This window comes from Micromonospora sp. NPDC093243 (assembly GCF_044753725.1).
Lineage (GTDB): Bacteria > Actinomycetota > Actinomycetes > Mycobacteriales > Micromonosporaceae > Micromonospora.
Window position 1 is genome coordinate 340,425 of sequence record NZ_JBIVNT010000002.1, and the last position, 19,390, is coordinate 359,814.

The following is a 19,390-nucleotide window of genomic DNA, read 5'->3' on the forward strand; positions in this document are numbered from 1 at the left end:
GATCAGAAGTCGGCGAAGAGGTACGGCACCTGGCGCGGAAAGATCCGGCGCAGCTCGGCAGCCGCGTCCACCGGCACCTCACCGAGCCCCCGCAGCGGCACCTCGGCCGGGTCGAGCACCCCGTACGCCAGGGCGGAGAGCCCGGCGGCGGTGAGCGTGGCGTCCGGCACCGGACCGCCGGCGGCCGTCCCGCTGAGCAGCTCCAGCGAGCCGGTGCTGCCGTCCATGAGGTAGGTGCCGGCGAGCCAGCGGTCCCCGGTCAGCTCGACCCGCACCCGTCCCGGGCCGGCGGGCAGCCCGGCCAGCGCGTCCATCGAGAGCAGCCGGGCCATCGGGGCCGAGGAGTCCGGCCGGGCCACCCGCGCCTCGACGTGCACGGCCAGGTCGGTGAGCCAGAGCTCGGGCAGCTCGTCGGCGGCGACCTGGACCCTGATCCGTTCCACCTGGTCGACGTGCCGGGCGAAGAACTGCAGCAGCAGCGCCCGGGCGAGCGGGTCGTCGGCGAGCAGGTCGTCAGCGGCCAGCTCGCCGGCGTGGTCGTCGATCCGGTACGTCACCGCGCCGGTCACCACGCCGTCGACCCGGGCGGTGAGCAGCCAGCGTTCGTCCCGATCGCGCAGCCCGACGTCCCGGTAGTCGGGGAAGACCGCGAAGCCGTGCCGCTCGCGCAGGCAGCGCTCGGTGAACTCGCGCCAGGCCGGGTAGCCGGCGCCGATCCGCTCCCAGCCCACCTCGCCGGGCAGGTCGGCGCGGAGCAGCGCGCCGAGGTCGGCCGGGGAGAACGTGGCGGTACGCGGCTTGGGCAGCCCGACGTAGCCGAACTTCGCGTAGAAGCTGGGCCGGAACGGGTAGAGCGCGGTCAGCGGGTGCCCCTCGTCGCGCATCTCGTCGAGGAGCTGGTGCAGCAGCGTCCGGACGTGCCCCTGCCGGCGGGCCAACGGGTGGCTGGCCACCCCGGCGACGCCGGCCATCGGCAGCACGGCGCCGCGCAGGTTCTGCCGCATCGGGATGGCCGAGGCGGCGGCCAGCGTGGTGCCGTCCTCCTCGACGATCAGCGTCCGGTTGCCCTCGTTGTAGGGCAGGTAGCGGGGGAACTCGGCGGTCCGGGCCGCGGTGAGCGGCGACGGCTCGAAGGCGTACGCGGAGAGCGGGAAGCTGGTGGTCAGGCGCTCCTCGGAACTCACCCGGCGGACGGCCACGTCAGGACACCAGGGTGACGTCGGCGACCACCACGGTCACGTTGTCCGGCGCGCCGGCCTGGTGGGCGAGCTTGACCAGCTGCTCACCGCAGAGCTGCCGGTCGCCGTACGCGCCGAGGGCGACCGCGATCGCCTCGTCCTCGACGTAGTCGGAGAGGCCGTCGCTGCAGAGCAGCAGCCGGTCGCCGGCCAGCACGGTGAGCGTGCCGATGGCCGGTGGGGCGTCCGCGCCCTGCACCGCCCGGGTCACCAGGGACCGTTGCGGATGGTGGCGCGCCTGGTCGGGGGTGAGCGCCCCCTGGTCGACCAGTGCCTGGACGAACGTGTCGTCCCGGGTGAGCTGGGTCAGCTTGTTGTCCCGCAGCAGGTAGCCGCGGGAGTCGCCGACCTGCGCGAGCACCAGCGTCTCACCGGCGAGCAGCGCCGCGGTGAGCGTCGTACCCATGCCCTCGCGGGCGGGGTCGACGGTGATGGCGGCGTGGATGCGCCGGTTGGCGGTGCTCACCGCGGCGCGCAGCGCCTCCTCGGCCTCGGCCGGGTCGGTCGGCGGGGTCAGCTCGTCCAGGATCCGGATGACGATCTCGCTCGCCACCTCGCCCGCGGGCAGGCCGCCCATGCCGTCGGCGACGGCGACCAGCCGGTCACCGGCGAGGGCGGAGTCCTCGTTGTTGGTCCGGACGAGACCGATGTCGTTGAGGATGGCCGAGCGGAGGATCAGCGTCATAGGGTCAAGCTTGCCAAGAACACCCCACCGCCGTCTCTACGCACTACTACGTAGGGTTGAGGAATGATGCCGGTGTCCATGGTCGGCCGAGCCGGTGAGCTGGCTGAGCTCGACCGGGCCTGGTCGATCCTGACCGCCGACCGGCGGCCGGCGCCGACCGTCGCGGTGATCACCGGAGAAGCCGGGGTGGGCAAGAGTCTGCTGGTCGCGGCGGCCCTGGACGGCTTCGCCCCGCGCCCGGCGGTGGTCCTCTCCGGCACCGCCCGGGTGCACAGCCCCGCTCCCTACGACTGGCTGGCGGCGGTGCTCAGTGGGCGGGACACCAGCGGGTTGGATCTGCCGCCGGACGCGTTGGCCTGGCTGGCCCAGCAGCCGACCGCGCCTCGCGAGCGCTACGCCCCGGGCACCCTGCTGCGCCTCGCCGTGCGTACCGTCCGCCTGCTCGTCGGCGCCGGCCCGGCCGTGCTGGTCGTGGAGGACCTGCACTCGCTCGACCCGGCGAGCCTGAACCTGATCGGCGAGCTGGCCACCGCCGCCGACCTGCCCGCGCTGCTGATGGTGGCGACCCGGCCCGCGGCGGAATCGGTGGCGCCGGACCTTGCGGTCCGCGCGCTGTCCCGGCTCTGCGGGGTACGCGGCGCGGTCCGCCAGCACCTCGGGCCGCTGCGCCCAGCCGAGGTCGCCGAGGTGCTGAGCCAGGTGTACGCCCGGTCGCGCCCGTCCGGGCGGCTGGTGGCCACGGTCTGGCAGCGTACCGGCGGCAACCCGTACGCCTTGACCGAGCTGCTCGCCGCGCACGCCGGTCAGTCCCCGGACGCCCTGCTCCGGCCGGCCCCGGCGCAACAGCCACCGGCGCCGCGCCCACCGGTGCACCGCCGGCCCGCGTCCCGCCCGGCCGCGCCGGACGAGGCCGAGCTGACCGGCCGGGAGGTCGAGGTGCTCGGCTGCCTGGTCGCCGGGATGTCCAACAAGCAGGCCGCGAAGGCGCTCGGCATCTCGGTGCGGACGGTCACCGTGCACGTGTCCAACCTGCTGCGCAAGACCGGGTCGGCGTCCCGTACCGAGGTCGCGCTCTGGGCCGTGCAGCACCGGCTCCAGGTGCCGACGCCGGTCGACGGCTGATCAGGCGCGCGGGTAGCGCAGCAGCAGGCTGGCGGCGACCTCCTCGTCGCCCACCGCCGTGTAGCTGTGCGGCACGTCCGAGGTCCAGCGCAGGTGCCCGCCGGCGGCCGCGGTGAGCGGCGCGTCCACCGGCCCGGCCCGGAGCAGTCCGGTGAAGACCGTGACGTGCTCGGTGACGCCGGGCTGGTGCGCGGGGGAGAGCTGCCCCGGGCCGGGCGCCACCCGCATCCGGTACAGCTCGTAGGTCGCGTCGGTGTCGGTGAAGACCTCGAGCAGGGTGGCGTGCACCGCCGCCCCCTGCACGGTCGGCGTCGCGGCGGGCTCGGCGAGTACGGCGGTGAGCGGCACGCCGAGCTGCGCGGTGACCGCGTAGAGCGTCTCCAGCGTCGGGTTGCGGGTGCCGTTCTCCAGGCCGGAGAGGGTCGCCTTGCCCACCCCGGCCAGCCGGGCCAGCGCGGAGAGCGAGATCCCCCGCTCCTCGCGCAGGCTGCGGACCCGCCCGCCGATCACCGTCGGGTCGGCGTCGAGGGCACGGCGGTGGGCTGGTGGCGGCTGGGGCACCCCGCTATGGTGCTACAGACCATCGTTCCGTAAACGGAACACTGTGGCGGAGGGGTGGACACATGGCCGGAAGGACCCAGCCGGTGCTGGCCGGGGTGGTGACCGCGCTGGTCGGCTTCGCCAGCTCGTTCACCGTCGTGCTGGCCGGCCTGCGGGCCGCCGGGGCCAGCGCCGAGCAGGCCGCTTCGGGGCTGCTGGCGCTCTGCGTGGCGTCCGGGCTCGCCGCCGCCTGGCTGGGCCTGCGGTACCGGCTGCCGATGAGCGTCGCCTGGTCCACGCCGGGCGCGGCGCTGCTGGTCGCGACCGGGCCGATGCCGGGCGGCTGGCCGGTCGCCGTCGGCGCGTTTCTCGTCTCCGGCCTGCTGATCGTGGCGGCCGGGCTGGTGCCGCCGCTCGGCCGGGCGGTGGCGGCCATCCCCAAGCCGGTGGCCGGCGCGATGCTCGCGGGCGTCCTGCTGCCGCTCTGCACCGCACCGGTGCGTGCCCTGGTCGAGGTGCCCCGCCTGGCCGGTCCGGTGGTCGTCGCCTGGCTGCTGCTGCACCGCTACGCGCGCCGCTGGGCGGTGCCCGGCGCGCTGGTGGTCGCGGTGTTGGCCATCGCGTCGAGTTCCACCGGCGGCCGACTGGGCGCGGTCGGGCTCCGGCCGGTGGTCGAGCTGACCCCGCCGGCCTGGAGCGTGTCCGCCCTGGTCGGCCTCGCGCTGCCGCTCTTCCTGGTCACCATAGCCGCGCAGAACGTGCCGGGCACGGCGGTCCTGGTCGGTTACGGCTACCGGCCGCCGTTCAACGCCGCGCTGCGGGCCACCGGCGTGGTCAGCGTGTTGGCCGCCCCGGCCGGCGGGCACGCGGTGAACCTGGCGGCGATCACCGCCGCGCTGGCCGCCGGCCCAGACGCCCACCCCGATCCGGACCGGCGCTGGATCGCCTCGGTCACGGCCGGCGCCGGGCTGGCCCTGCTCGGGCTGGGTGCCGGCGCGGCCACCGCGCTGGTGGCGGTCGCGCCGCCGGTACTGATCGAGGCGGTCGCCGGGCTGGCCCTGCTCGGCGCGCTGGCCACCGCGCTCGCCTCGGCGCTGGCCGAGCCGGCGGGGCGCGAGGCCGCCGTGGTGACCTTCGTGGTCACCGCGTCCGGGGTCACCCTGGTCGGCATCGGCGGCGCATTCTGGGGGCTGGTCGCCGGCTGCCTGATGCTCCTGCTCTTCCGCCGCCGCCCCGCCGCCCCGCAGCCGGACCCTGCCGTCCCGCGGCCGGACCCCGTTGCCCCGGAGCCGGACGAGGACCCGCGTTCGGAGCCCGAGACGGTGGCGGGGTCATCGCTTTCCGATCTGCGCACCCGGTCGAGCTGACGGCCGTACACACCGCGAGACGGCGGGCCGGCAGGGTTGGCTGGTCGCTGTCGAACTGCTCCATATTTGGGACGCGGGCCTATCGGGCCGGTGGGCGGGTCAGCTGGCCGCAGCCTCGACAGCGACCGCCATGAGTCGATGGCGTACCCCGGTGACGTTGGTTTCCACCGCGCGGCGCAGGGCCTGGGCGTTCTCGAGCGTGTCGAGGACGACCAGCGCGTGCTCGACCGTCGGGTCGTCCTCGTCCGCTCCCCACGAGCCGCGGACGAACCCCGGGCTCTGCCGGACCACCTGGGCCATGTGCTCGAACCGGGCCCGCCGCTCCGCCGGCTCGCCGGCCTCGCCCTGCTGCTCGCCGATCAGCATGTACATCGATCCACCATAGACACGAGCCCCGCCGTGCGCGCCGCGCGGGGCCGCGGTGGCCCAGATATGGAGCAGTTCGACAGGAACGCCGACAGGTCAGTGGGCGCGGTGTCCGGTGCCGTCGGCGGCGGTGGGTAGCGGGCCGGGCACGGCGTTGACGAGGGTGGACGCGACCACCGGCACCACCGACCGCCGGACCCTCGCCGACGGGTCGGTCACTCCTCGGCCGGCAGCTCCGTCACCGGCACGTCGAGGCGGACCCGGCCGTCGGTGACGGTGGCGATCCGCTCCGCGGGCACGTAGACCGCGCCCGTGCCGGTCGGTTCGGTGGTGACCTTCAGGTAGCCGCCGTGCAGCAGCCGGGCCGCCAGGTCGGCCGGCACGTCCGGCTCCTCGACCGCGGTCGACTCGATCAGCTCGTCGAGGCTGCTGCCCGGGTCGGCGGTCGGCGCCTGCACGGTCACCGCGTTCGGGTCGGCTCGCTGGACGAGGTCGACGGTGCCGACCTCGGTGCCGGCGGCATCGACCACCGGCATGCCGGTGGTGACCCGGGAGATGGTGGTCTGCTGGTTCATCCTGCGGCGGTTCCCGGGGCGGCGCGCCGCTAAACGCCGCCCCGTGCGGGCCGCGCAGCTCAGACGGTCGGTTGGGTCCAGCCGCCCGGCGGCCGGGGGGAGAGTTCACGCCAGGTGTCAGTGCCTTCGAGCAACGCCCGGACCGTCTCCTCGGCCTCGTCCGCACTGCCGTGCTCGTAGAAGCGGGAGATGCCCTCGGCGCCGCCGGCCCGCTGCTCGACGTGCCACCGGTCGCCGTCCACCCGAAGGAAGACGTCCCGCCGTGCCAGCCGCCCCCACTTCCCGTTCCACCAGTGCTTTCGCTGCTCCATGGGCGGACTCTATCGAACACACGTACGAGAAAGTGCGGCCCCTGCGGGAATCCCGCAGGGGCCGATGTGCTGGTGCCGGGTTCAGCGCTGGGTGGGCGGTTCGTGCCGTCGGCCGAGCACGTCGTCGAGCGCGCCGCGCTGCTGCACCGGCGTCTGGTGGCCGGCCGCGACCAGGGCGTCCCGGATCTCGGTGAGCAGCTTGACCTCCTCGCTCGGCGCCGCGGGCGGCGGCTCCTCGCCCCGCCGACGCCGCTCGGCCAGCCGGTTCATCGGGTAGACGACCAGGAAGTACAGCGCCGCCGCGGTGAGCAGGAAGGTGATCACCGCGTTGACGAAGGCGATCCAGTCGAACGGGATGCCGCGGAACTTGGGTGCGGTGCCGGCGAGACCCTTGTCGCTGCCGGTGATCAGCAGCACGAAGACCCGGATCAGCGGGTCCAGGAACGACTTGGTGAGCTGGGTGACCACGCCGGTGAACGCCGCACCGATGACGACACCGACCGCCAGGTCGACCACGTTGCCGCGCATGATGAAGTCTTTGAAGCCCTTGAGCATCCGTACTCCCGTGCTGTCCGGTTTTCCGTCCGGGACAACCTATGCCCCCGGAGCGGGCTCCAGAAAAGCGCCGGCCTCGCGGGCCGCCAGCTCGGGATCGCCGGCCCGGATCGCGTCCACCAGCCGGGAATGGTCGACGTGGCGCTCAGGCACCAGGGCGTCACCCATCGCCTGGGCGACGGTGCTGCGCAGGGCCGTGCCGACCGAGGCGTAGAGCTCGGCGAGCATGTCGTTGTGCGCGGCGGCCACCACCGCGGTGTGCAGCGCGGCGTCGGCCTCGACGAACTCGTCGACCCGGCCGCCGTCCCAGGCCGCCTCGCGGGCGGCCAGCGCGCCGTCGAGCGCGGCCAGGTCCTCGGGCGTACGCCGGCGCGCGGCCAGCCGGGCGGCCTCCACCTCGAAGGCGCGCCGCACCTCGATCACCTCGGCCATCCGGTCGTCGGTGAGCCGGCGGGCCACCACCGGCGCCAGCTCGTCGGTCGACACCACGTATGTCCCCGAGCCCTGCCGGCACTCCAGGACCCCCGCGTGCACCAGCGCGCGGACCGCCTCGCGGACGGTGTTGCGCCCCACCCCGAGCGCCGCGACCAGCTGCGGCTCGGTCGGGATCCGGCCGCCGATCGGCCACTCGCCGCCCAGGATCCGCTCCCTGAGCTGGGCGGTCGTCTGACGTACCCGGTGGCCGCGCGGCGGCACCGGCACGGAATCGAACGACGGTGGCACTGGTTACATCACCGGCCCGTAATTCATCCCATGATTGTAGGTTCATCAGCATGACCCCGCCACCGACCGCGACCGCGGACCAGACCCGCGCCCCCGCTGACGCCTCGCCAGCCGGCTCGGGTTCGGTGCCGACCCGGCCGGCCAACACGGCCGGCCCCCTGGCCGGCGGCGCCCTGGTGCTGGTCGGGATGGTGCTCGTGGCGCTCAACCTGCGCGTCGCGATCACCAGCCTCGGCGCCCTGCTCGACGAGGTTCGCGACGGTCTCGGGCTCTCCGGCGCGATGGCCGGGGTCATCACCACGCTGCCCACCCTCGCCTTCGCCGTCTTCGGCGCGCTCACCCCGCGGCTGATCCGCCGGTACCCCCCGGCCCGGGTGCTGCTGGTGGCGATGTTCGTGCTCGCCGCCGGTCAGCTGGTCCGGGTGGGCACCGACTCCGCAGCGGTCTTCCTCGCCGGCAGCGCCCTGGCGCTCGGCGGGATCGCGGTGGCGAACGTGCTGCTGCCGATGCTGGTGAAGCAGTACTTCCCGAACCGGATCGGTCTGATCACCGGGGTCTACTCGATGACGCTCACGGTCGGCGCCGCGACGGCCGCCGCCGCGGCGGTGCCGGTCGCGCATGTGCTCGGCTCGTGGCAGGCCGGGCTCGCCGTCTGGGCCGGGCTGGCCGCGGTGGCCGTACTCCCGTGGGTGCCCCTGGCGCTGCGGACGCGCGCGGCCCGACGGGCCGCCACCCCGACGGAGGCGGTGGCCACCCAGCGGCGGATCCGCCCCGGGCGGACCCGGCTCGGCTGGGCGATGGCGGTCTACTTCGGGACGCAGTCGCTCGGCGCGTACGCGATCATGGGCTGGTTGGCCCAGATCTTCCGGGACGCCGGCTACCGGCCGCAGGACGCCGGTCTGCTGCTCGCACTGGGGACCGCGCTGGGTGTGCCGATCGCGTTGGTGATGCCGACCCTCGCCGGCCGGCTGCGCTCGCTACGTCCGCTGATGCTGACGCTCTCCGCCGCGATGGCGCTCGCGTACCTCGGGATGGCGCTGGCGCCGCACGGCGGCGCGCTGCTCTGGGTGGTGCTGCTGGCGATCGGGCAGAGCACCTTCCCGCTGATCCTGGCCGTCATCGGGCTGCGGGCCCGGACGGCCGAGGGGACGGTCGCGCTCTCCGCGTTCACCCAGAGCACCGGGTATCTCATCGGCGGGCTCGGCCCCCTGCTGGTCGGCATCCTCTACGAGGCGACCGCCGGCTGGACCGTGCCGATCGGCTTCCTGCTGGCCGCGCTCGCGGTGCAGACGTGCCTGGGCATGGTGGTGGCTCGTCCCCGGCACATCGAGGACGAGGGCTGAGCGGAACAGCTCAGGAAGAGGCGGGCGTCGGATCGCCGGCGACGGCCTGCTCGACCGTCGGGTAGGTGTGCAGCACCTCGACCAGGCCGCTGACCTCGAGGATGCGCAGCACCCCGCGCTGTGGGGCGGCCAGCCGGACGACGCCGCCCGCCTCGTCGGAGCTGTTCTTGGCACGCACGAAGACGGACAGCCCGGTGGAGTCGCAGAAGGAGACCTCGGCCAGGTCGAACACCAGGCGACTGCGGCCCTTGTCGAGCAGGTCCGTGATCTGGTCCTGAAGCTGCGGTGCGGTCGCCATGTCCAGTTCGCCCGCGACCGACACGACGACCACATCGCCGCGCTGTTCCGTGTGCACCGTCAAGGACATTCGCCAGACCTCCTGTTATCGGTGGAACGGTATCCCACGACGGGGGTCTGACGCAGAACGGGAGCCGGGATCTGGTGGCCATCGTCATTCCGTTGCTCTGGGGCAACTAGTCCACCAGCACCCGGTGATAGAGTCCGGCCGGTCCAGGTCAAGGGGGTTTGGCAATGGCGTTGAACGCCGAGGAAAGTGGTCGGCTCGCCGCACTGCTGGGTGAGCACGCCGAGCGGGTCACCCAGCGCTGGGCGGAGATCGTCGCGGCGTCGCTGCGCGGCCGGCTGAGCCAGGCCGAGCTGCGCCGGCAGCTGCAGGAGCTGCACCGCGCCATGATCGTCGCCGGCGAGCAGGGGACCATCGACCTGGAGGCCGACCGGGCCGCCGAGCTGCGTGCCGTGCTCGCCGAGCTGTCCCGGGGCCGGGCCCGGCAGGGCTTCTCCGCCACCGAGACGGCGATCAGCGTGTTCGCGCTCAAGGACGTGCTGCTGGAGCTGCTGGAGGCCGAGGAAAGCGCCACCGCGCTCCGCGACTACGTCGCGTTCTCCACGCTGGTCGACCAGATGGGCCTCTTCACCTTCGAGACCTTCGTCCGGACCCGCGAGGGTCTGATCGCCGATCAGGCCGAGCAGCTGCTGGAACTCTCCACCCCGGTGGTCAAGCTCTGGGAGGGCGTCGTCGCCGTGCCGCTGGTCGGCACGCTCGACTCGGCGCGGGCCCAGGTGGTGATGGAACGGCTGCTGCAGACCCTGGTCGACACCAGCTCCCCGTACGCGATCATCGACATCACCGGCGTACCGGCGGTGGACACCCAGGTCGCCCAGCACATCCTGAAGACCGTGGTGGCCGCCCGGCTGATGGGTGCGGACTGCATCATCTCCGGCATCCGGCCACAGATCGCCCAGACCATCGTGGCGCTCGGCATCGAGTTCGGCGACATCGCCACCAAGGCGAGCCTCGCCGACGCGCTGCGGCACGTGCTCCGGCTCTCCGGCATCGAGACCGCACGCCGCCAGTCACGTCGGGAAGTCTGATGGAGCGGGTGCCGATCCTCAAGATCGGCGACATCCTCCTGGTCTCCATCCAGGTCGACATGTCCGACCAGACCGCGGTCCAGCTCCAGGAGGATCTCGCCGAACGGATCGTGGCGACCGGTTGCCACGGCGTGATCATCGACATCACGGCGTTGGACATCGTCGACTCCTTCGTCGGCCGGATGCTCTCCACCATCGCCTCGATCTCCAAGGTGCTCGACGCCGAGACCGTGGTGGTCGGGATGCGCCCGGCGGTCGCCATCACGCTGGTCGAGCTGGGGCTGTCGCTCAACGGCATCCGGACGGCGCTCAACGTGGAACGGGGCATGGACCTGATCGCGGCCGCGCACGCCGACGAGCAGGAACAGGCCGCGCTCGACGACGAGATGGACATCGAGACGACGGCCACGCCATGACCGCGGGCATCGACCTGGGCCACCCGCAGGCGCAGGCGATCCAGAGCGATGAGGACGTGGTCCGCGTCCGGCAGCTGGTCCGGACGGTGGCGGTGGCCGTGAAGCTCTCGCTGGTCGACCAGACGAAACTGGTCACCGCGGCCAGCGAGCTGGCCCGCAACACCCTGGTCTACGGCGGCGGGGGCAGCGTCGAGGTGGCGACCGTGGACAACGGCCGGCGCCGCGGCGTACGCATCGTCTTCGCCGACTCCGGGCCCGGCATCGCCGACCTCGACCTCGCGCTGACCGACGGCTACACCACCGGCGGCGGCCTCGGCCTCGGGTTGAGCGGCGCGCGCCGGCTCGTCGACGAGTTCGACATCCAGACCGGAGTCGGGGCAGGCACCCGGATCACGGTCACCAAGTGGTCTCGATGACCGAGGACGACATCACCGACCGCGGGGTCTGGTTCCGGGTGGAGGCGGGCGGCGCGGGCGGCGCCGTCCGGCGGACCGCCGAGCGTCTCGGCCGCCAGCTGGAGCTGGGCGAGGCGCGCACCGCCGATCTCGCCATCGTCGCCGCCGAACTGACCAGCAACCTGGTCAAGCACGCCGACGAGGGGACACTGCTGCTGCGCCCGGTACGACGCGAGCGGGAGGCCGGCGTCGAGCTGGTCGCCATCGACTCGGGGCCCGGCATGGCCGATCTCACCGTCTCGTCGCGCGACGGGCACTCCACCGTCGGCACCCTCGGCATCGGCCTCGGCGCGATCGTCCGGCAGGCCAGCTGGTTCGACGGCTACTCCCTGCCGGCCCGGGGCACCGTCCTCGCCGTGCAGGTCTGGCCGCCCGGCGCGGACGCCCCGCACTGGGCCGCCGGGCTGACCCGGCCGATCACCGGTGAGACGGTCAGCGGCGACGGGTTCGCCGTCCGGGTGGCCGAGGGGCGCCGGCAGGTGCTGGTCAGCGACGGCCTGGGGCACGGCCCGCTGGCCTCCGCCGCCAGCGACGCGGCCATCGCCGCCTTCCACGGCGCGCCGGCCGGCCCACCGGCGGTGGTGGTTCAGCACCTGCACCGGTCGATGTCGCACACCCGCGGGGCCGCGCTGGCGGTGGCCGAGCTGGACGCACCGGCCGGTGTGCTGCACTACGCCGGGCTGGGCAACATCTCGGCACAGGTGGTCACCGCGGGCGGCCGGCGGCGAGGGCTGGTTTCCCTGCCGGGCATCGCCGGGCACCAGCGGCCGGTGGTACGGGAGTACGACTACCCCCTCGAGCCGGACGACCTGCTGGTGATGCACAGTGACGGGGTGGTGGACCGGTGGCAGCTGGACGACTACCCGGGGCTGGCCGAGCGCTCGCCGCTGGTGGTCGCGGCGACGCTGCTGCGTGACGCCGGCACCCGGCGCGACGACGCCTGCGTGCTGGCCGCGAGGGCGACGGCATGACCGGTCAGCTCGACCGCCCGCCGCTGCTCCAGATGGCGCTGCGAGTCGAGCACGACATCTTCGTGGTCCGCCAGCGCGGCCGGGAGGTGGCCGCCGCGGTCGGGCTGGAGCACCAGGACCAGGTCCGGATCGCCACCGCGCTGAGCGAGGTGGCCCGGGATCTGCTGCGCGGGGTCGGCGGCGCGGAGGTCAGCTTCCACGTCGACGACGGCCCGGACGGCCGGTGTCACCTGCGGGTGGACCTGCTTCCGGTCGGCCCGCTGCCCGGTGACCGGTACGAGCCGCAGTCCGCCGCGGTGGCGCGGCTGGTGCACAGCCTGGGCACGATCCGGCTCGGGCGGGATACGGTCGTGAGGATGTCCCGACGTGTCCCGGTCGCCGCGCAGGCGCTGACCCCGGAGCGGCTTGCCGAGCTTCGTGCGGAGCTCGGCCGGAGCGTTCCGGGCAGCGCCCTGGACGAGTTGGCTGCACAGAACGAACAGCTGATCGCGGCCCTCGACGAGGTGCGCAGCCAGCGCGACGAGCTGGCCGTGCTGAACGAGGAGCTCCAGGAGACCAACCGCGGGGTGATGGCCCTCTACGGGCAGCTCTCCGAGGAGTTGGAGGAGACCAACCGCGGCGTGGTGGCCCTCTACGCCGAGCTGGACGAGAAGTCGGCCCAGCTGCGGGCGGCGAGCGAGTCCAAGAGCCGGTTCCTGGCGAACGTCAGCCACGAGCTGCGGGCCCCGGTGACCGCGATCATCGGGCTGGGCCGGTTGCTCGCCGACTCGTCGTCCGACCCGCTCACCACCGAGCAGGCCCAGCAGGTCGGTCTGATCCGGTCCTCTGCGGCCGACCTGCTCACCCTCGTCAACGAGCTGCTCGACCTGGCCAAGGCCGAGTCGGGCCGGATCGAGCCGAACTGGGCGCAGGTCGATCTTCGGCCGATCTTCGGGCAGCTTCGCGGCACGCTGCGCGCGCTGGCCACCCGCGCGGAGATGGAGCTGGTGGTGGAGGAGCCGCCGAGCCCCGCCACGCTGCGCACCGACGAGGTGCTGCTCGGCCAGGTGCTGCGCAACCTGCTGCACAACGGGCTGAAGTTCACCGACCGGGGCGAGGTCCGGCTCCGGGCGGAGCTGCGCGGCGAGCAGTGGTCGCTGAGCGTCTCGGACACCGGCCCCGGCATCGCCCCGGAGCTGCACGAACGGATCTTCGAGGAGTTCTATCAGGTGCCGGGGGCGACCCGGGTCGGCGGCACCGGCCTCGGCCTGCCGTACGCCCGGCGGCTGGTCACCCTGCTCGGTGGCACCCTGGAGCTCGCCAGCGAGCCGGGCCGGGGCAGCACCTTCACCGTCACCCTGCCCGTGGGCGGAGCCTGACGTGGAGGCCCAGTCGACGGTGCTGGTGGTCGACGACAGCCGTACCAAGCGCTACCTGCTGGTCAGCTGGCTGACCCGGGCCGGGTTCCGGGTGTTGGAGGCCGAGAACGGCGCCGAGGCGCTGGCCCGGGTCGACATCGACCCGATCGACCTGGTGGTGCTCGACGTCCGGCTGCCCGACCTGAGCGGCTACGAGGTCTGCGAACGGATCAAGGAAGCGCACCCGGCGATGCCGGTGATCCACGTGTCCGCGCACGCGGTGGACGTGGCGGACCGTGCCCAGGGCCTCACCCGAGGCGCGGACGCGTACCTCGCCGAGCCGATCGAGCCGGAGGAGCTGGTCGCCACCGCGCACGCGGTGCTCCGCTACTACCAGGCCCGGCAGCGGGCCGAGCTGCTCGCCGAACGGCTGCTCGGGCTCGCCGACACCACCGTCGCGGTACACACCGCGCCGAATTTCACCTGGTTGTTGCAGGAGGCCGCGGCCGGCGCGGCGCAGATCTTCAAGAGCCCGGCCGCGGTGGTGGCGGAGACGTTCGACGGTGACTGCCTCGCCGGGATCGCGGCGGGCCCCGGCTCCGAGGCGACCATCGTGCCGTGGGTCGTCGACGACACGGGGGTGCCGATCGGCGCGACGGTCCGGGTCACCGACCCGGCCGAGTGGGGGCTGGTCGACTGGCCGGCGGACGACACGGTGACGGTGGCCGCCGCCCGGCTGCGCACCGACCGCGCTCCGCTCTACGTCGTGGTGCCCACCAGCACGCAGACCGCCCGGACGCCGGTGCTGGTGCAGCTGGCCCAGGCGGTGGCGGCGGCGGTGGAGGCGCAGCGCTCCTTCGACGAGGAGCACCGGATCGCGGTCACCCTCCAGCGCAGCCTGCTGCCCCGTCGGATCCCCGAGATCAACGGTCTGGACCTGGCGGTGCGCTACGAACCGGCCAGCGCGCAGACCGAGGTGGGTGGCGACTTCTACGAGCTGGTGATGCTCGACGGGCACCTGCTGCTGGCCATCGGCGATGTGGCCGGGCACTCGCTGCACGCGGCGACGGTGATGGCCGAGCTGCGGCACGCCGTCCGGGCGTACGCGGTGGAGGGGCACCAGCCGGGGGAGATCCTGCACCGGGTCAACGAGCTGATGCGCACCCTGCTCCCGAACGAGCTGGCCACCATCTGCGTGCTGCTGCTGCACCCGCCCACCGGGCGGATCCGCCTGGCCAGCGCCGGGCACCTGCCGCCGTTGCTCAGTTTGGACGGCAAGGTCGAGTTCGTGCAGCACTCGGCGCCGCTGCTCGGTGTGCGTGCCGCGCGTCCGGAGGACCTGGAGTTCGTGCTGCCGGCCGGGGCGACGCTGGTCTTCTACACCGATGGCCTGATCGAGCGGCGGGACGCGACGATCGACGACGGGCTGTCCGCGCTGGCCACCGTCGCCGCGCAGGTCGACGACGACCTGGACCGCTTCTGCGAGCGGCTGCTGGTCGAACTCGCCCCGCCCGAGATCCACGACGACGTCGCGGTGGTCGCCCTGCGCCGTCGCTGAGTCGCGGCGACGCCGGTTCGCCGGTGCGCACGCGGGCGGTCGCCTGCGAACAGCATCCGGGCGGATGGGCCGGAGAGAACGACGAGATCACGTTCCGTGGTGCTGGCCGACCGGGGTCGATGCCGCCGCCGGGTGACCGGTCAGGCGAGCGAGCGGGCGTACGCGGCGGGCGAGGTGCCGGTGGCGGCGGTGAACTCGCGGACCAGGTGGGCCTGGTCGCTGTAGCCGAGGTCGGCGGCGAGTCGGGCCCAGTCCGGTTGCGGCCCGTCGGCGGCCTGCTCGATCGCCTCCTGCAACCGGTAGCGGCGGATCACCCACTTCGGACCGACGCCGACCCGGTCGAGGAAGAGGCGTTGCAGCCGGCGGGTGGAGAGCCCGTGCCGGCGGGCCAACTCGTCGACCCGCAGCACCGTCCGGTCGGTACGGATCTCCTCGACCAGCCGGATCACCTCGTCGGTCACCGGGTCGGCCTTGGGTGCCCAGCCGGTGAGCAGGTCGTCGAGCGCCTGGCAGCGCTCGGCGTCCGTACCGTCGCAGATGCCGCCGGTGTGGTCGGCGGCCGGCGGCCAGGACGCGGCGAGGTCGGTGAGGGGCCGGTGCCGACCGGTCAGCTCGGCCACCGGGTGGCGCCAGAAGGGGCGGAAGCCGCCCGGCCGGAACTGCACGCCGCAGACCCGGCCGCGCCCGGTCAGGGAGACCGAGAAGAGAGCCAGCCCGACACCGGCCACCTCGCCGAATTCCGGGGCCTCGCCGTCGCGACGGAACACCACGTTCACCGCCGGGTGCGGCACGACGCGCTGCTCGAACGGCTCGGTCAGATCCCAGTCGATCAGCCAGTAGTGCTCCACGTACCGGCGCAGCCGTCCGGCGGGCAGGTGCCGGCGAAAGTGGACCTCGCGCAGCAACCGTCGGGGGTCGAGGATTCCCCGGTTGTCGCCGCGCGGCTGCTGTCGCATTTTTTCAAGACCACCCTCATACGCTGGCCCTATGGCCACAAAGACTAGCGAGCTGCTGGCGGCTGCGGCGCCGCGTACGGTCGCGGTGGTGCGCGGCATCGCCGACGACCAGTTCGACCTGCCGACACCCTGCCACGACTACTCGGTGCGCGACCTGCTCAACCATCTCTTCCAGGTGGTGGTCAACTTCCAGGATCTCGCCGCGAAGCGGCCGGTCGAGTGGGCGGACAAGCCGAACCATCTCGCCGACGGTTGGCGGGACCGGTTCGCGGTCGAGACCGACAGGTTGGTCGCCGCCTGGTCCGACCCGGCCAGCCTGGAGGGAACATCGGCCGGGATGGGCATGCCGCAGACCACGGTGGGCGGCATGGCGCTGCTGGACCTGACCGTGCACGGTTGGGACCTGGCCACCGCCACCGGCCAGGCGTACGCCCCGGCGCCCGGGGCGACCGCCGCGTTGCACGAGCTGGTCGCGCAGCTGGGCCCGACGGCCCGGAAGATGGGCGTCTTCGCCGAGCCGGTGCCGACCGATCCGACCGTGCCCGACCTGCACCGCCTGCTCGGCGTCACCGGGCGTGACCCGGCCTGGGCCGCCGACTGAGAAAGGACGCCGGGCCGCCCGGGTTGCTTGACTCTGCTATTCGCTGAGCGAATAGTGGCAGGTGTGTCCACTCCGCACGTGCTGCTCGGGCTGCTCGCCACCGGCAGCAAGCACGGCTACGAGCTCAAGCGGGCGCACGACGAGCGGCTGCCCCGGGCCCGGCCGCTCGCCTTCGGGCAGGTCTACGCCACCCTCGGCCGGCTGCATCGCGACGGCCTGGTGGCCACCGCGGGCCACGATCGCGACGGTGGTCCCGAGCGCACCGCCTTCGCGCTGACCGGCGACGGTCGCGCGGCGCTGGATCGGTGGCTGTCCACCATCGAGCCTCCGATGCCCTACGTGACCAGCACCCTCTTCGCGAAGGTGGTGGTGGCGCTGCTGGTCGCCGACGTCGACCGGGCCCGGAGCTACCTGATCGAGCAGCGCCGGGCGCACACCGCCCGGCTGCGCGAGCTGACCGCGGTGAAGACCGACCCGTCGGCGAGCCTCGACGATCTGCTGGCGGCCGACTTCGCCGTCGCTCACCTCGACGCGGACCTGCGGTGGCTGCACACCACCCTGGACCGGGTCGCCGACTGGCACCGGGAGGTGCACTCGTGACCCAGCTCCAGGCTCGCGGCGTGGTCAAGGCCTACGGGCGGACGCCCGCGCTGCGCGGTGTCACCCTCGACGTCGCCGAAGGCGAGATCGTCGCCGTCACCGGTCCGAGCGGCTGCGGCAAGTCCACCCTGCTGCACTGCATGGCCGGGATCCTGCGCCCGGACGCCGGCGAGGTGACCTGGCGCGACCAGCGGATCGACCTGCTCTCCGAGGGGGCCCGTTCCCGGCTGCGGCGCACCGAGTTCGGCGTGCTGTTCCAGTTCGGTCAGCTCGTCGCCGAGCTGACCGCGGCGGAGAACGTCGCGCTTCCGCTGCTTCTCGCCGGCACGGGGCGGCGAGAGGCGCGGACGGCGGCGCTGAACTGGCTGGAGTGGCTCGGCGTGGCAGACGTCGCCGACACCCGACCGGGCGAGATGTCCGGCGGCCAGCAGCAGCGCTGCGCCACCGCCCGGGCGCTAGTGACCGAGCCGCGGGTGCTCTTCGCGGACGAGCCGACCGGCGCGCTCGACACCCTCACCGGCGAGCAGGTGCTCACCACGCTCGTCCGGCTCGCTCGGGAGCAGCGCACCTCGATCGTGCTGGTCACCCACGAGCCGCGGATCGCCGCGTACGCCGATCGGGAGGTCGTCCTCCGGGACGGGAAGATCGACCAGACCGGCCTGGGCCTGGACGTGTCGCTGGCCGGCGGCCAGCGGTGAGACCGGCGGCGCTGCTCCGGCTCGCGCTCGCCGGCACCCGCACCGACTCGGTCCGGGTGCTGCTCACCGCCCTCAGCGCCGCGCTGGCGACGTTGGCCGCGCTGGCCGCGCTCACCGTGCTGGCCATCCCCAAACCGGCGGGCGACGCCTGGGCCCAGTCGGAGCAGTACCGCAACGCGCTGCTGCGCGAGCCGGGCCTGCGCGGCGGCACCGCGTTCGCCCTGCTGCTGCTCTGCGTTCCGGTCCTGGCGCTGGCCGGGCAGTGCGCCCGGCTCGGCGCCCCGGCCCGGGACCGCCGGCTCGCCGCGCTCCGGCTGGCCGGCGCCACTCCGGGCCAGGTCACCCGGCTCGCGATGCTGGAGACCGGCGTCGCCAGCCTGCTCGGGACGCTGGCCGCCCTGGCCGGCTACCTTGGCGGCCGGGAGCTGTTCGACCGGCCGGACGCGCGAGGACAGTTGGCCCTGCCCACCGACGTGCTGCCATCACCCTGGTCGATGGCCGCGGTGGTGCTGGGGCTGCCGCTGGTCGCCGCGCTGGCCACCGCGGTGATGCTGCGCCGGGTCACCACCAGCCCGCTGGGCGTGACCCGCAAGGCCAACCGGGAACGGGGGCCGCGCCCCTGGGCCGGCGTGCTGATCGGGATCGGCGTGCTCGCGTTCGCCGTGGGCGGATCGATCATCCGCTACGACCGGAGCCCCGACGGGCCACCGGTTGGCACGCTGCTGGCCCTGCTGGCCGGTGGCGGGCTGACGGCCATGATCGGCGTGGTGACCGGCACCGGCTGGATCTCGCACACCACCGGTCGGCTGCTGCGCCGCCACGCGCGGCGGCCCGCGGCACTGCTCGCCGCCGGTCGGCTCACAGCCGATCCGTGGGCGGGCAGCCGGACCTTCGCCGCCCTGCTGGCCGCACTGATCTTCGGCGCCGGCGCGGCCGCCCTGCGGGCCAACTTCGCCCTGCAGGACCAGCTCACCCGGGAACAGAACCGGCTCGTCGGCGTCGACGAGGGCAGCGACCCGTTCTATCTCGCCACCATGGACCTGGTGGACCTCGCCGTGGCCGTGGCGGTGGCGATCGCCGCCACGGGACTGCTCGTCGCCGTGGTCGAGGGCATCGTGGCCCGGCGGCGGGCGTACGCCGCGCTGGTCGCCACCGGCGTACCGCGGGGCACCCTGGCCCGATCCATCGCCTGGCAGTCGCTGCTGCCCGCCATCCCGTCGATCCTGCTGGCGCTCGCCGTCGGCACCTTCCTGTCCCGCGGGCTCTTCGGCGAGGTGAACCAGAGCGGCACGGCCCACGAGGTCTGCGACGCCAGCGCGGCCCTCTGCGGAGACCCGGCCACCCGTCCCCAGTACACCCGGATCGTGACCAGTCCGGGGGTGAGCCGGGCGCCCGAGGTGCCGTGGGAGCAGCTGGCACTGCTCGGGGCCGGCGCGCTGGCCGCGGTGCTCGTCACCGTCGGGGTCGGCCTGCTCTTCCTGCGGGCCAGCACGGCGGTCGAGGAGCTTAGGACTGCCTGAAATCTGTAACACCCGCGTCCGTCGGGGCGCTGACTGCTCCGAGGGCCCGGACGGTCGGGCC

General features: G+C 73.8%; 24 protein-coding genes. 13 read left to right on the forward strand and 11 right to left on the reverse strand.

The window, feature by feature from the left end; translation table 11 throughout:
- Positions 1 to 2 precede the first annotated feature (2 nt).
- Positions 3 to 1,184: an enhanced intracellular survival protein Eis gene (eis, locus tag ACIP9D_RS06350; RefSeq protein WP_400449436.1), complete on the reverse strand. Its 1,182-nt coding sequence runs from the start codon at positions 1,182 to 1,184 to the stop codon at positions 3 to 5.
- Between the two features lie 16 nt (positions 1,185 to 1,200).
- A complete protein-coding gene (locus ACIP9D_RS06355; protein ID WP_350868227.1) occupies positions 1,201 to 1,923 on the reverse strand; it encodes a protein phosphatase 2C domain-containing protein in 723 nt (240 codons plus the stop codon).
- Between the two features lie 63 nt (positions 1,924 to 1,986).
- On the opposite strand from ACIP9D_RS06355, the gene ACIP9D_RS06360 reads away from it, so the two are divergent.
- A complete protein-coding gene (locus ACIP9D_RS06360) occupies positions 1,987 to 3,045 on the forward strand; it encodes an AAA family ATPase (RefSeq protein ID WP_350868226.1) in 1,059 nt (352 codons plus the stop codon).
- On the opposite strand, the gene ACIP9D_RS06365 is transcribed toward ACIP9D_RS06360, so the two are convergent.
- Positions 3,046 to 3,606 (reverse strand): helix-turn-helix domain-containing protein, encoded by a 561-nt coding sequence (locus ACIP9D_RS06365; RefSeq protein WP_350868224.1) that lies wholly within the window; start codon positions 3,604 to 3,606, stop codon positions 3,046 to 3,048.
- Positions 3,607 to 3,668: 62 nt separating this feature from the next.
- Between ACIP9D_RS06365 and ACIP9D_RS06370 the strand changes: the two genes are divergently transcribed.
- Positions 3,669 to 4,952, forward strand: coding sequence for a benzoate/H(+) symporter BenE family transporter (locus ACIP9D_RS06370; RefSeq protein ID WP_350868222.1), 1,284 nt, complete (start codon positions 3,669 to 3,671; stop codon positions 4,950 to 4,952).
- A 99-nt stretch (positions 4,953 to 5,051) separates the two neighbouring features.
- On the opposite strand, the gene ACIP9D_RS06375 is transcribed toward ACIP9D_RS06370, so the two are convergent.
- The 6 genes from ACIP9D_RS06375 to ACIP9D_RS06400 form a co-directional block, all read right to left on the reverse strand.
- Positions 5,052 to 5,324: a hypothetical protein gene (locus ACIP9D_RS06375; protein WP_350868220.1), complete on the reverse strand. Its 273-nt coding sequence runs from the start codon at positions 5,322 to 5,324 to the stop codon at positions 5,052 to 5,054.
- A 90-nt stretch (positions 5,325 to 5,414) separates the two neighbouring features.
- Positions 5,415 to 5,537 (reverse strand): hypothetical protein, encoded by a 123-nt coding sequence (locus tag ACIP9D_RS06380; RefSeq protein ID WP_350868219.1) that lies wholly within the window; start codon positions 5,535 to 5,537, stop codon positions 5,415 to 5,417.
- Complete coding sequence (locus ACIP9D_RS06385; protein WP_350868217.1) at positions 5,534 to 5,893, reverse strand: hypothetical protein; 360 nt, start codon at positions 5,891 to 5,893, stop codon at positions 5,534 to 5,536. The genes ACIP9D_RS06380 and ACIP9D_RS06385 overlap by 4 nt, the downstream gene beginning before the upstream one ends.
- A 59-nt stretch (positions 5,894 to 5,952) precedes the next feature.
- Positions 5,953 to 6,204 carry a hypothetical protein gene (locus ACIP9D_RS06390; protein WP_350868216.1) on the reverse strand — a complete coding sequence of 84 codons (252 nt, stop codon included), beginning with the start codon at positions 6,202 to 6,204 and terminating at the stop codon, positions 5,953 to 5,955.
- A gap of 81 nt (positions 6,205 to 6,285) precedes the next feature.
- Positions 6,286 to 6,759, reverse strand: coding sequence for a large conductance mechanosensitive channel protein MscL (mscL, locus tag ACIP9D_RS06395; RefSeq protein ID WP_350868214.1), 474 nt, complete (start codon positions 6,757 to 6,759; stop codon positions 6,286 to 6,288).
- Positions 6,760 to 6,798: 39 nt separating this feature from the next.
- The gene (locus ACIP9D_RS06400; RefSeq protein ID WP_350868213.1) at positions 6,799 to 7,482 is read right to left on the reverse strand and encodes an FCD domain-containing protein; all 684 of its coding nucleotides are present in this window, start codon (positions 7,480 to 7,482) and stop codon (positions 6,799 to 6,801) included.
- A gap of 50 nt (positions 7,483 to 7,532) precedes the next feature.
- On the opposite strand from ACIP9D_RS06400, the gene ACIP9D_RS06405 reads away from it, so the two are divergent.
- Positions 7,533 to 8,825 (forward strand): MFS transporter, encoded by a 1,293-nt coding sequence (locus ACIP9D_RS06405; protein WP_350868212.1) that lies wholly within the window; start codon positions 7,533 to 7,535, stop codon positions 8,823 to 8,825.
- A gap of 10 nt (positions 8,826 to 8,835) precedes the next feature.
- Here the strand turns inward: ACIP9D_RS06405 and ACIP9D_RS06410 are convergent, their stop codons facing one another.
- On the reverse strand, positions 8,836 to 9,192 hold the full coding sequence (locus ACIP9D_RS06410) for an STAS domain-containing protein (RefSeq protein WP_350868210.1): 357 nt from the start codon (positions 9,190 to 9,192) through the stop codon (positions 8,836 to 8,838).
- 164 nt (positions 9,193 to 9,356) lie between these two features.
- Between ACIP9D_RS06410 and ACIP9D_RS06415 the strand changes: the two genes are divergently transcribed.
- The 6 genes from ACIP9D_RS06415 to ACIP9D_RS06440 are packed head-to-tail and all read left to right on the forward strand — an operon-like array spanning position 9,357 to position 14,954.
- The gene (locus ACIP9D_RS06415) at positions 9,357 to 10,217 is read left to right on the forward strand and encodes an STAS domain-containing protein (protein WP_350868208.1); all 861 of its coding nucleotides are present in this window, start codon (positions 9,357 to 9,359) and stop codon (positions 10,215 to 10,217) included.
- The gene (locus tag ACIP9D_RS06420; RefSeq protein WP_350868206.1) at positions 10,217 to 10,633 is read left to right on the forward strand and encodes an STAS domain-containing protein; all 417 of its coding nucleotides are present in this window, start codon (positions 10,217 to 10,219) and stop codon (positions 10,631 to 10,633) included. The genes ACIP9D_RS06415 and ACIP9D_RS06420 overlap by 1 nt, the downstream gene beginning before the upstream one ends.
- Positions 10,630 to 11,049 (forward strand): ATP-binding protein, encoded by a 420-nt coding sequence (locus ACIP9D_RS06425; protein WP_350868205.1) that lies wholly within the window; start codon positions 10,630 to 10,632, stop codon positions 11,047 to 11,049. Before ACIP9D_RS06420 ends, ACIP9D_RS06425 begins: the two co-directional genes overlap by 4 nt.
- Complete coding sequence (locus tag ACIP9D_RS06430; RefSeq protein WP_350868203.1) at positions 11,046 to 12,059, forward strand: SpoIIE family protein phosphatase; 1,014 nt, start codon at positions 11,046 to 11,048, stop codon at positions 12,057 to 12,059. Before ACIP9D_RS06425 ends, ACIP9D_RS06430 begins: the two co-directional genes overlap by 4 nt.
- On the forward strand, positions 12,056 to 13,417 hold the full coding sequence (locus tag ACIP9D_RS06435; protein WP_350868201.1) for a sensor histidine kinase: 1,362 nt from the start codon (positions 12,056 to 12,058) through the stop codon (positions 13,415 to 13,417). The genes ACIP9D_RS06430 and ACIP9D_RS06435 overlap by 4 nt, the downstream gene beginning before the upstream one ends.
- Position 13,418: 1 nt before the next feature.
- On the forward strand, positions 13,419 to 14,954 hold the full coding sequence (locus ACIP9D_RS06440; RefSeq protein ID WP_350868199.1) for a SpoIIE family protein phosphatase: 1,536 nt from the start codon (positions 13,419 to 13,421) through the stop codon (positions 14,952 to 14,954).
- A 140-nt stretch (positions 14,955 to 15,094) separates the two neighbouring features.
- Here ACIP9D_RS06440 and ACIP9D_RS06445 read toward each other — a convergent pair whose 3' ends face one another.
- Positions 15,095 to 15,910, reverse strand: coding sequence for an AraC family transcriptional regulator (locus ACIP9D_RS06445; protein WP_350868197.1), 816 nt, complete (start codon positions 15,908 to 15,910; stop codon positions 15,095 to 15,097).
- Positions 15,911 to 15,941: 31 nt separating this feature from the next.
- Here ACIP9D_RS06445 and ACIP9D_RS06450 point away from each other — a divergent pair, with 31 nt between their 5' ends.
- From ACIP9D_RS06450 to ACIP9D_RS06465, 4 genes are all read left to right on the forward strand, one after another.
- On the forward strand, positions 15,942 to 16,511 hold the full coding sequence (locus ACIP9D_RS06450; protein ID WP_350868196.1) for a TIGR03086 family metal-binding protein: 570 nt from the start codon (positions 15,942 to 15,944) through the stop codon (positions 16,509 to 16,511).
- Between the two features lie 63 nt (positions 16,512 to 16,574).
- Positions 16,575 to 17,111 carry a PadR family transcriptional regulator gene (locus ACIP9D_RS06455; RefSeq protein ID WP_350868194.1) on the forward strand — a complete coding sequence of 179 codons (537 nt, stop codon included), beginning with the start codon at positions 16,575 to 16,577 and terminating at the stop codon, positions 17,109 to 17,111.
- Positions 17,108 to 17,809, forward strand: coding sequence for an ABC transporter ATP-binding protein (locus ACIP9D_RS06460; RefSeq protein WP_350868192.1), 702 nt, complete (start codon positions 17,108 to 17,110; stop codon positions 17,807 to 17,809). Before ACIP9D_RS06455 ends, ACIP9D_RS06460 begins: the two co-directional genes overlap by 4 nt.
- Entirely contained in the window at positions 17,806 to 19,329 is a 1,524-nt protein-coding gene (locus ACIP9D_RS06465) for an FtsX-like permease family protein (protein ID WP_350868190.1), read from the forward strand. The genes ACIP9D_RS06460 and ACIP9D_RS06465 overlap by 4 nt, the downstream gene beginning before the upstream one ends.
- The last annotated feature ends 61 nt before the right edge of the window (positions 19,330 to 19,390 follow it).

What these genes read in the sequence shown, in the direction of transcription:
- ACIP9D_RS06355 (WP_350868227.1), bottom strand. Translation starts at nt 1,923, where the DNA reads ATGACGCTGATCCTCCGCTCGGCCATCCTCAACGACATCGGTCTCGTC.
- ACIP9D_RS06360 (WP_350868226.1), top strand. Translation starts at nt 1,987, where the DNA reads ATGATGCCGGTGTCCATGGTCGGCCGAGCCGGTGAGCTGGCTGAGCTC.
- ACIP9D_RS06370 (WP_350868222.1), top strand. Translation starts at nt 3,669, where the DNA reads ATGGCCGGAAGGACCCAGCCGGTGCTGGCCGGGGTGGTGACCGCGCTG.
- ACIP9D_RS06375 (WP_350868220.1), bottom strand. Translation starts at nt 5,324, where the DNA reads ATGTACATGCTGATCGGCGAGCAGCAGGGCGAGGCCGGCGAGCCGGCG.
- ACIP9D_RS06385 (WP_350868217.1), bottom strand. Translation starts at nt 5,893, where the DNA reads ATGAACCAGCAGACCACCATCTCCCGGGTCACCACCGGCATGCCGGTG.
- ACIP9D_RS06390 (WP_350868216.1), bottom strand. Translation starts at nt 6,204, where the DNA reads ATGGAGCAGCGAAAGCACTGGTGGAACGGGAAGTGGGGGCGGCTGGCA.
- mscL (WP_350868214.1), bottom strand. Translation starts at nt 6,759, where the DNA reads ATGCTCAAGGGCTTCAAAGACTTCATCATGCGCGGCAACGTGGTCGAC.
- ACIP9D_RS06405 (WP_350868212.1), top strand. Translation starts at nt 7,533, where the DNA reads ATGACCCCGCCACCGACCGCGACCGCGGACCAGACCCGCGCCCCCGCT.
- ACIP9D_RS06410 (WP_350868210.1), bottom strand. Translation starts at nt 9,192, where the DNA reads ATGTCCTTGACGGTGCACACGGAACAGCGCGGCGATGTGGTCGTCGTG.
- ACIP9D_RS06415 (WP_350868208.1), top strand. Translation starts at nt 9,357, where the DNA reads ATGGCGTTGAACGCCGAGGAAAGTGGTCGGCTCGCCGCACTGCTGGGT.
- ACIP9D_RS06420 (WP_350868206.1), top strand. Translation starts at nt 10,217, where the DNA reads ATGGAGCGGGTGCCGATCCTCAAGATCGGCGACATCCTCCTGGTCTCC.
- ACIP9D_RS06425 (WP_350868205.1), top strand. Translation starts at nt 10,630, where the DNA reads ATGACCGCGGGCATCGACCTGGGCCACCCGCAGGCGCAGGCGATCCAG.
- ACIP9D_RS06430 (WP_350868203.1), top strand. Translation starts at nt 11,046, where the DNA reads ATGACCGAGGACGACATCACCGACCGCGGGGTCTGGTTCCGGGTGGAG.
- ACIP9D_RS06435 (WP_350868201.1), top strand. Translation starts at nt 12,056, where the DNA reads ATGACCGGTCAGCTCGACCGCCCGCCGCTGCTCCAGATGGCGCTGCGA.
- ACIP9D_RS06445 (WP_350868197.1), bottom strand. Translation starts at nt 15,910, where the DNA reads ATGCGACAGCAGCCGCGCGGCGACAACCGGGGAATCCTCGACCCCCGA.
- ACIP9D_RS06450 (WP_350868196.1), top strand. Translation starts at nt 15,942, where the DNA reads ATGGCCACAAAGACTAGCGAGCTGCTGGCGGCTGCGGCGCCGCGTACG.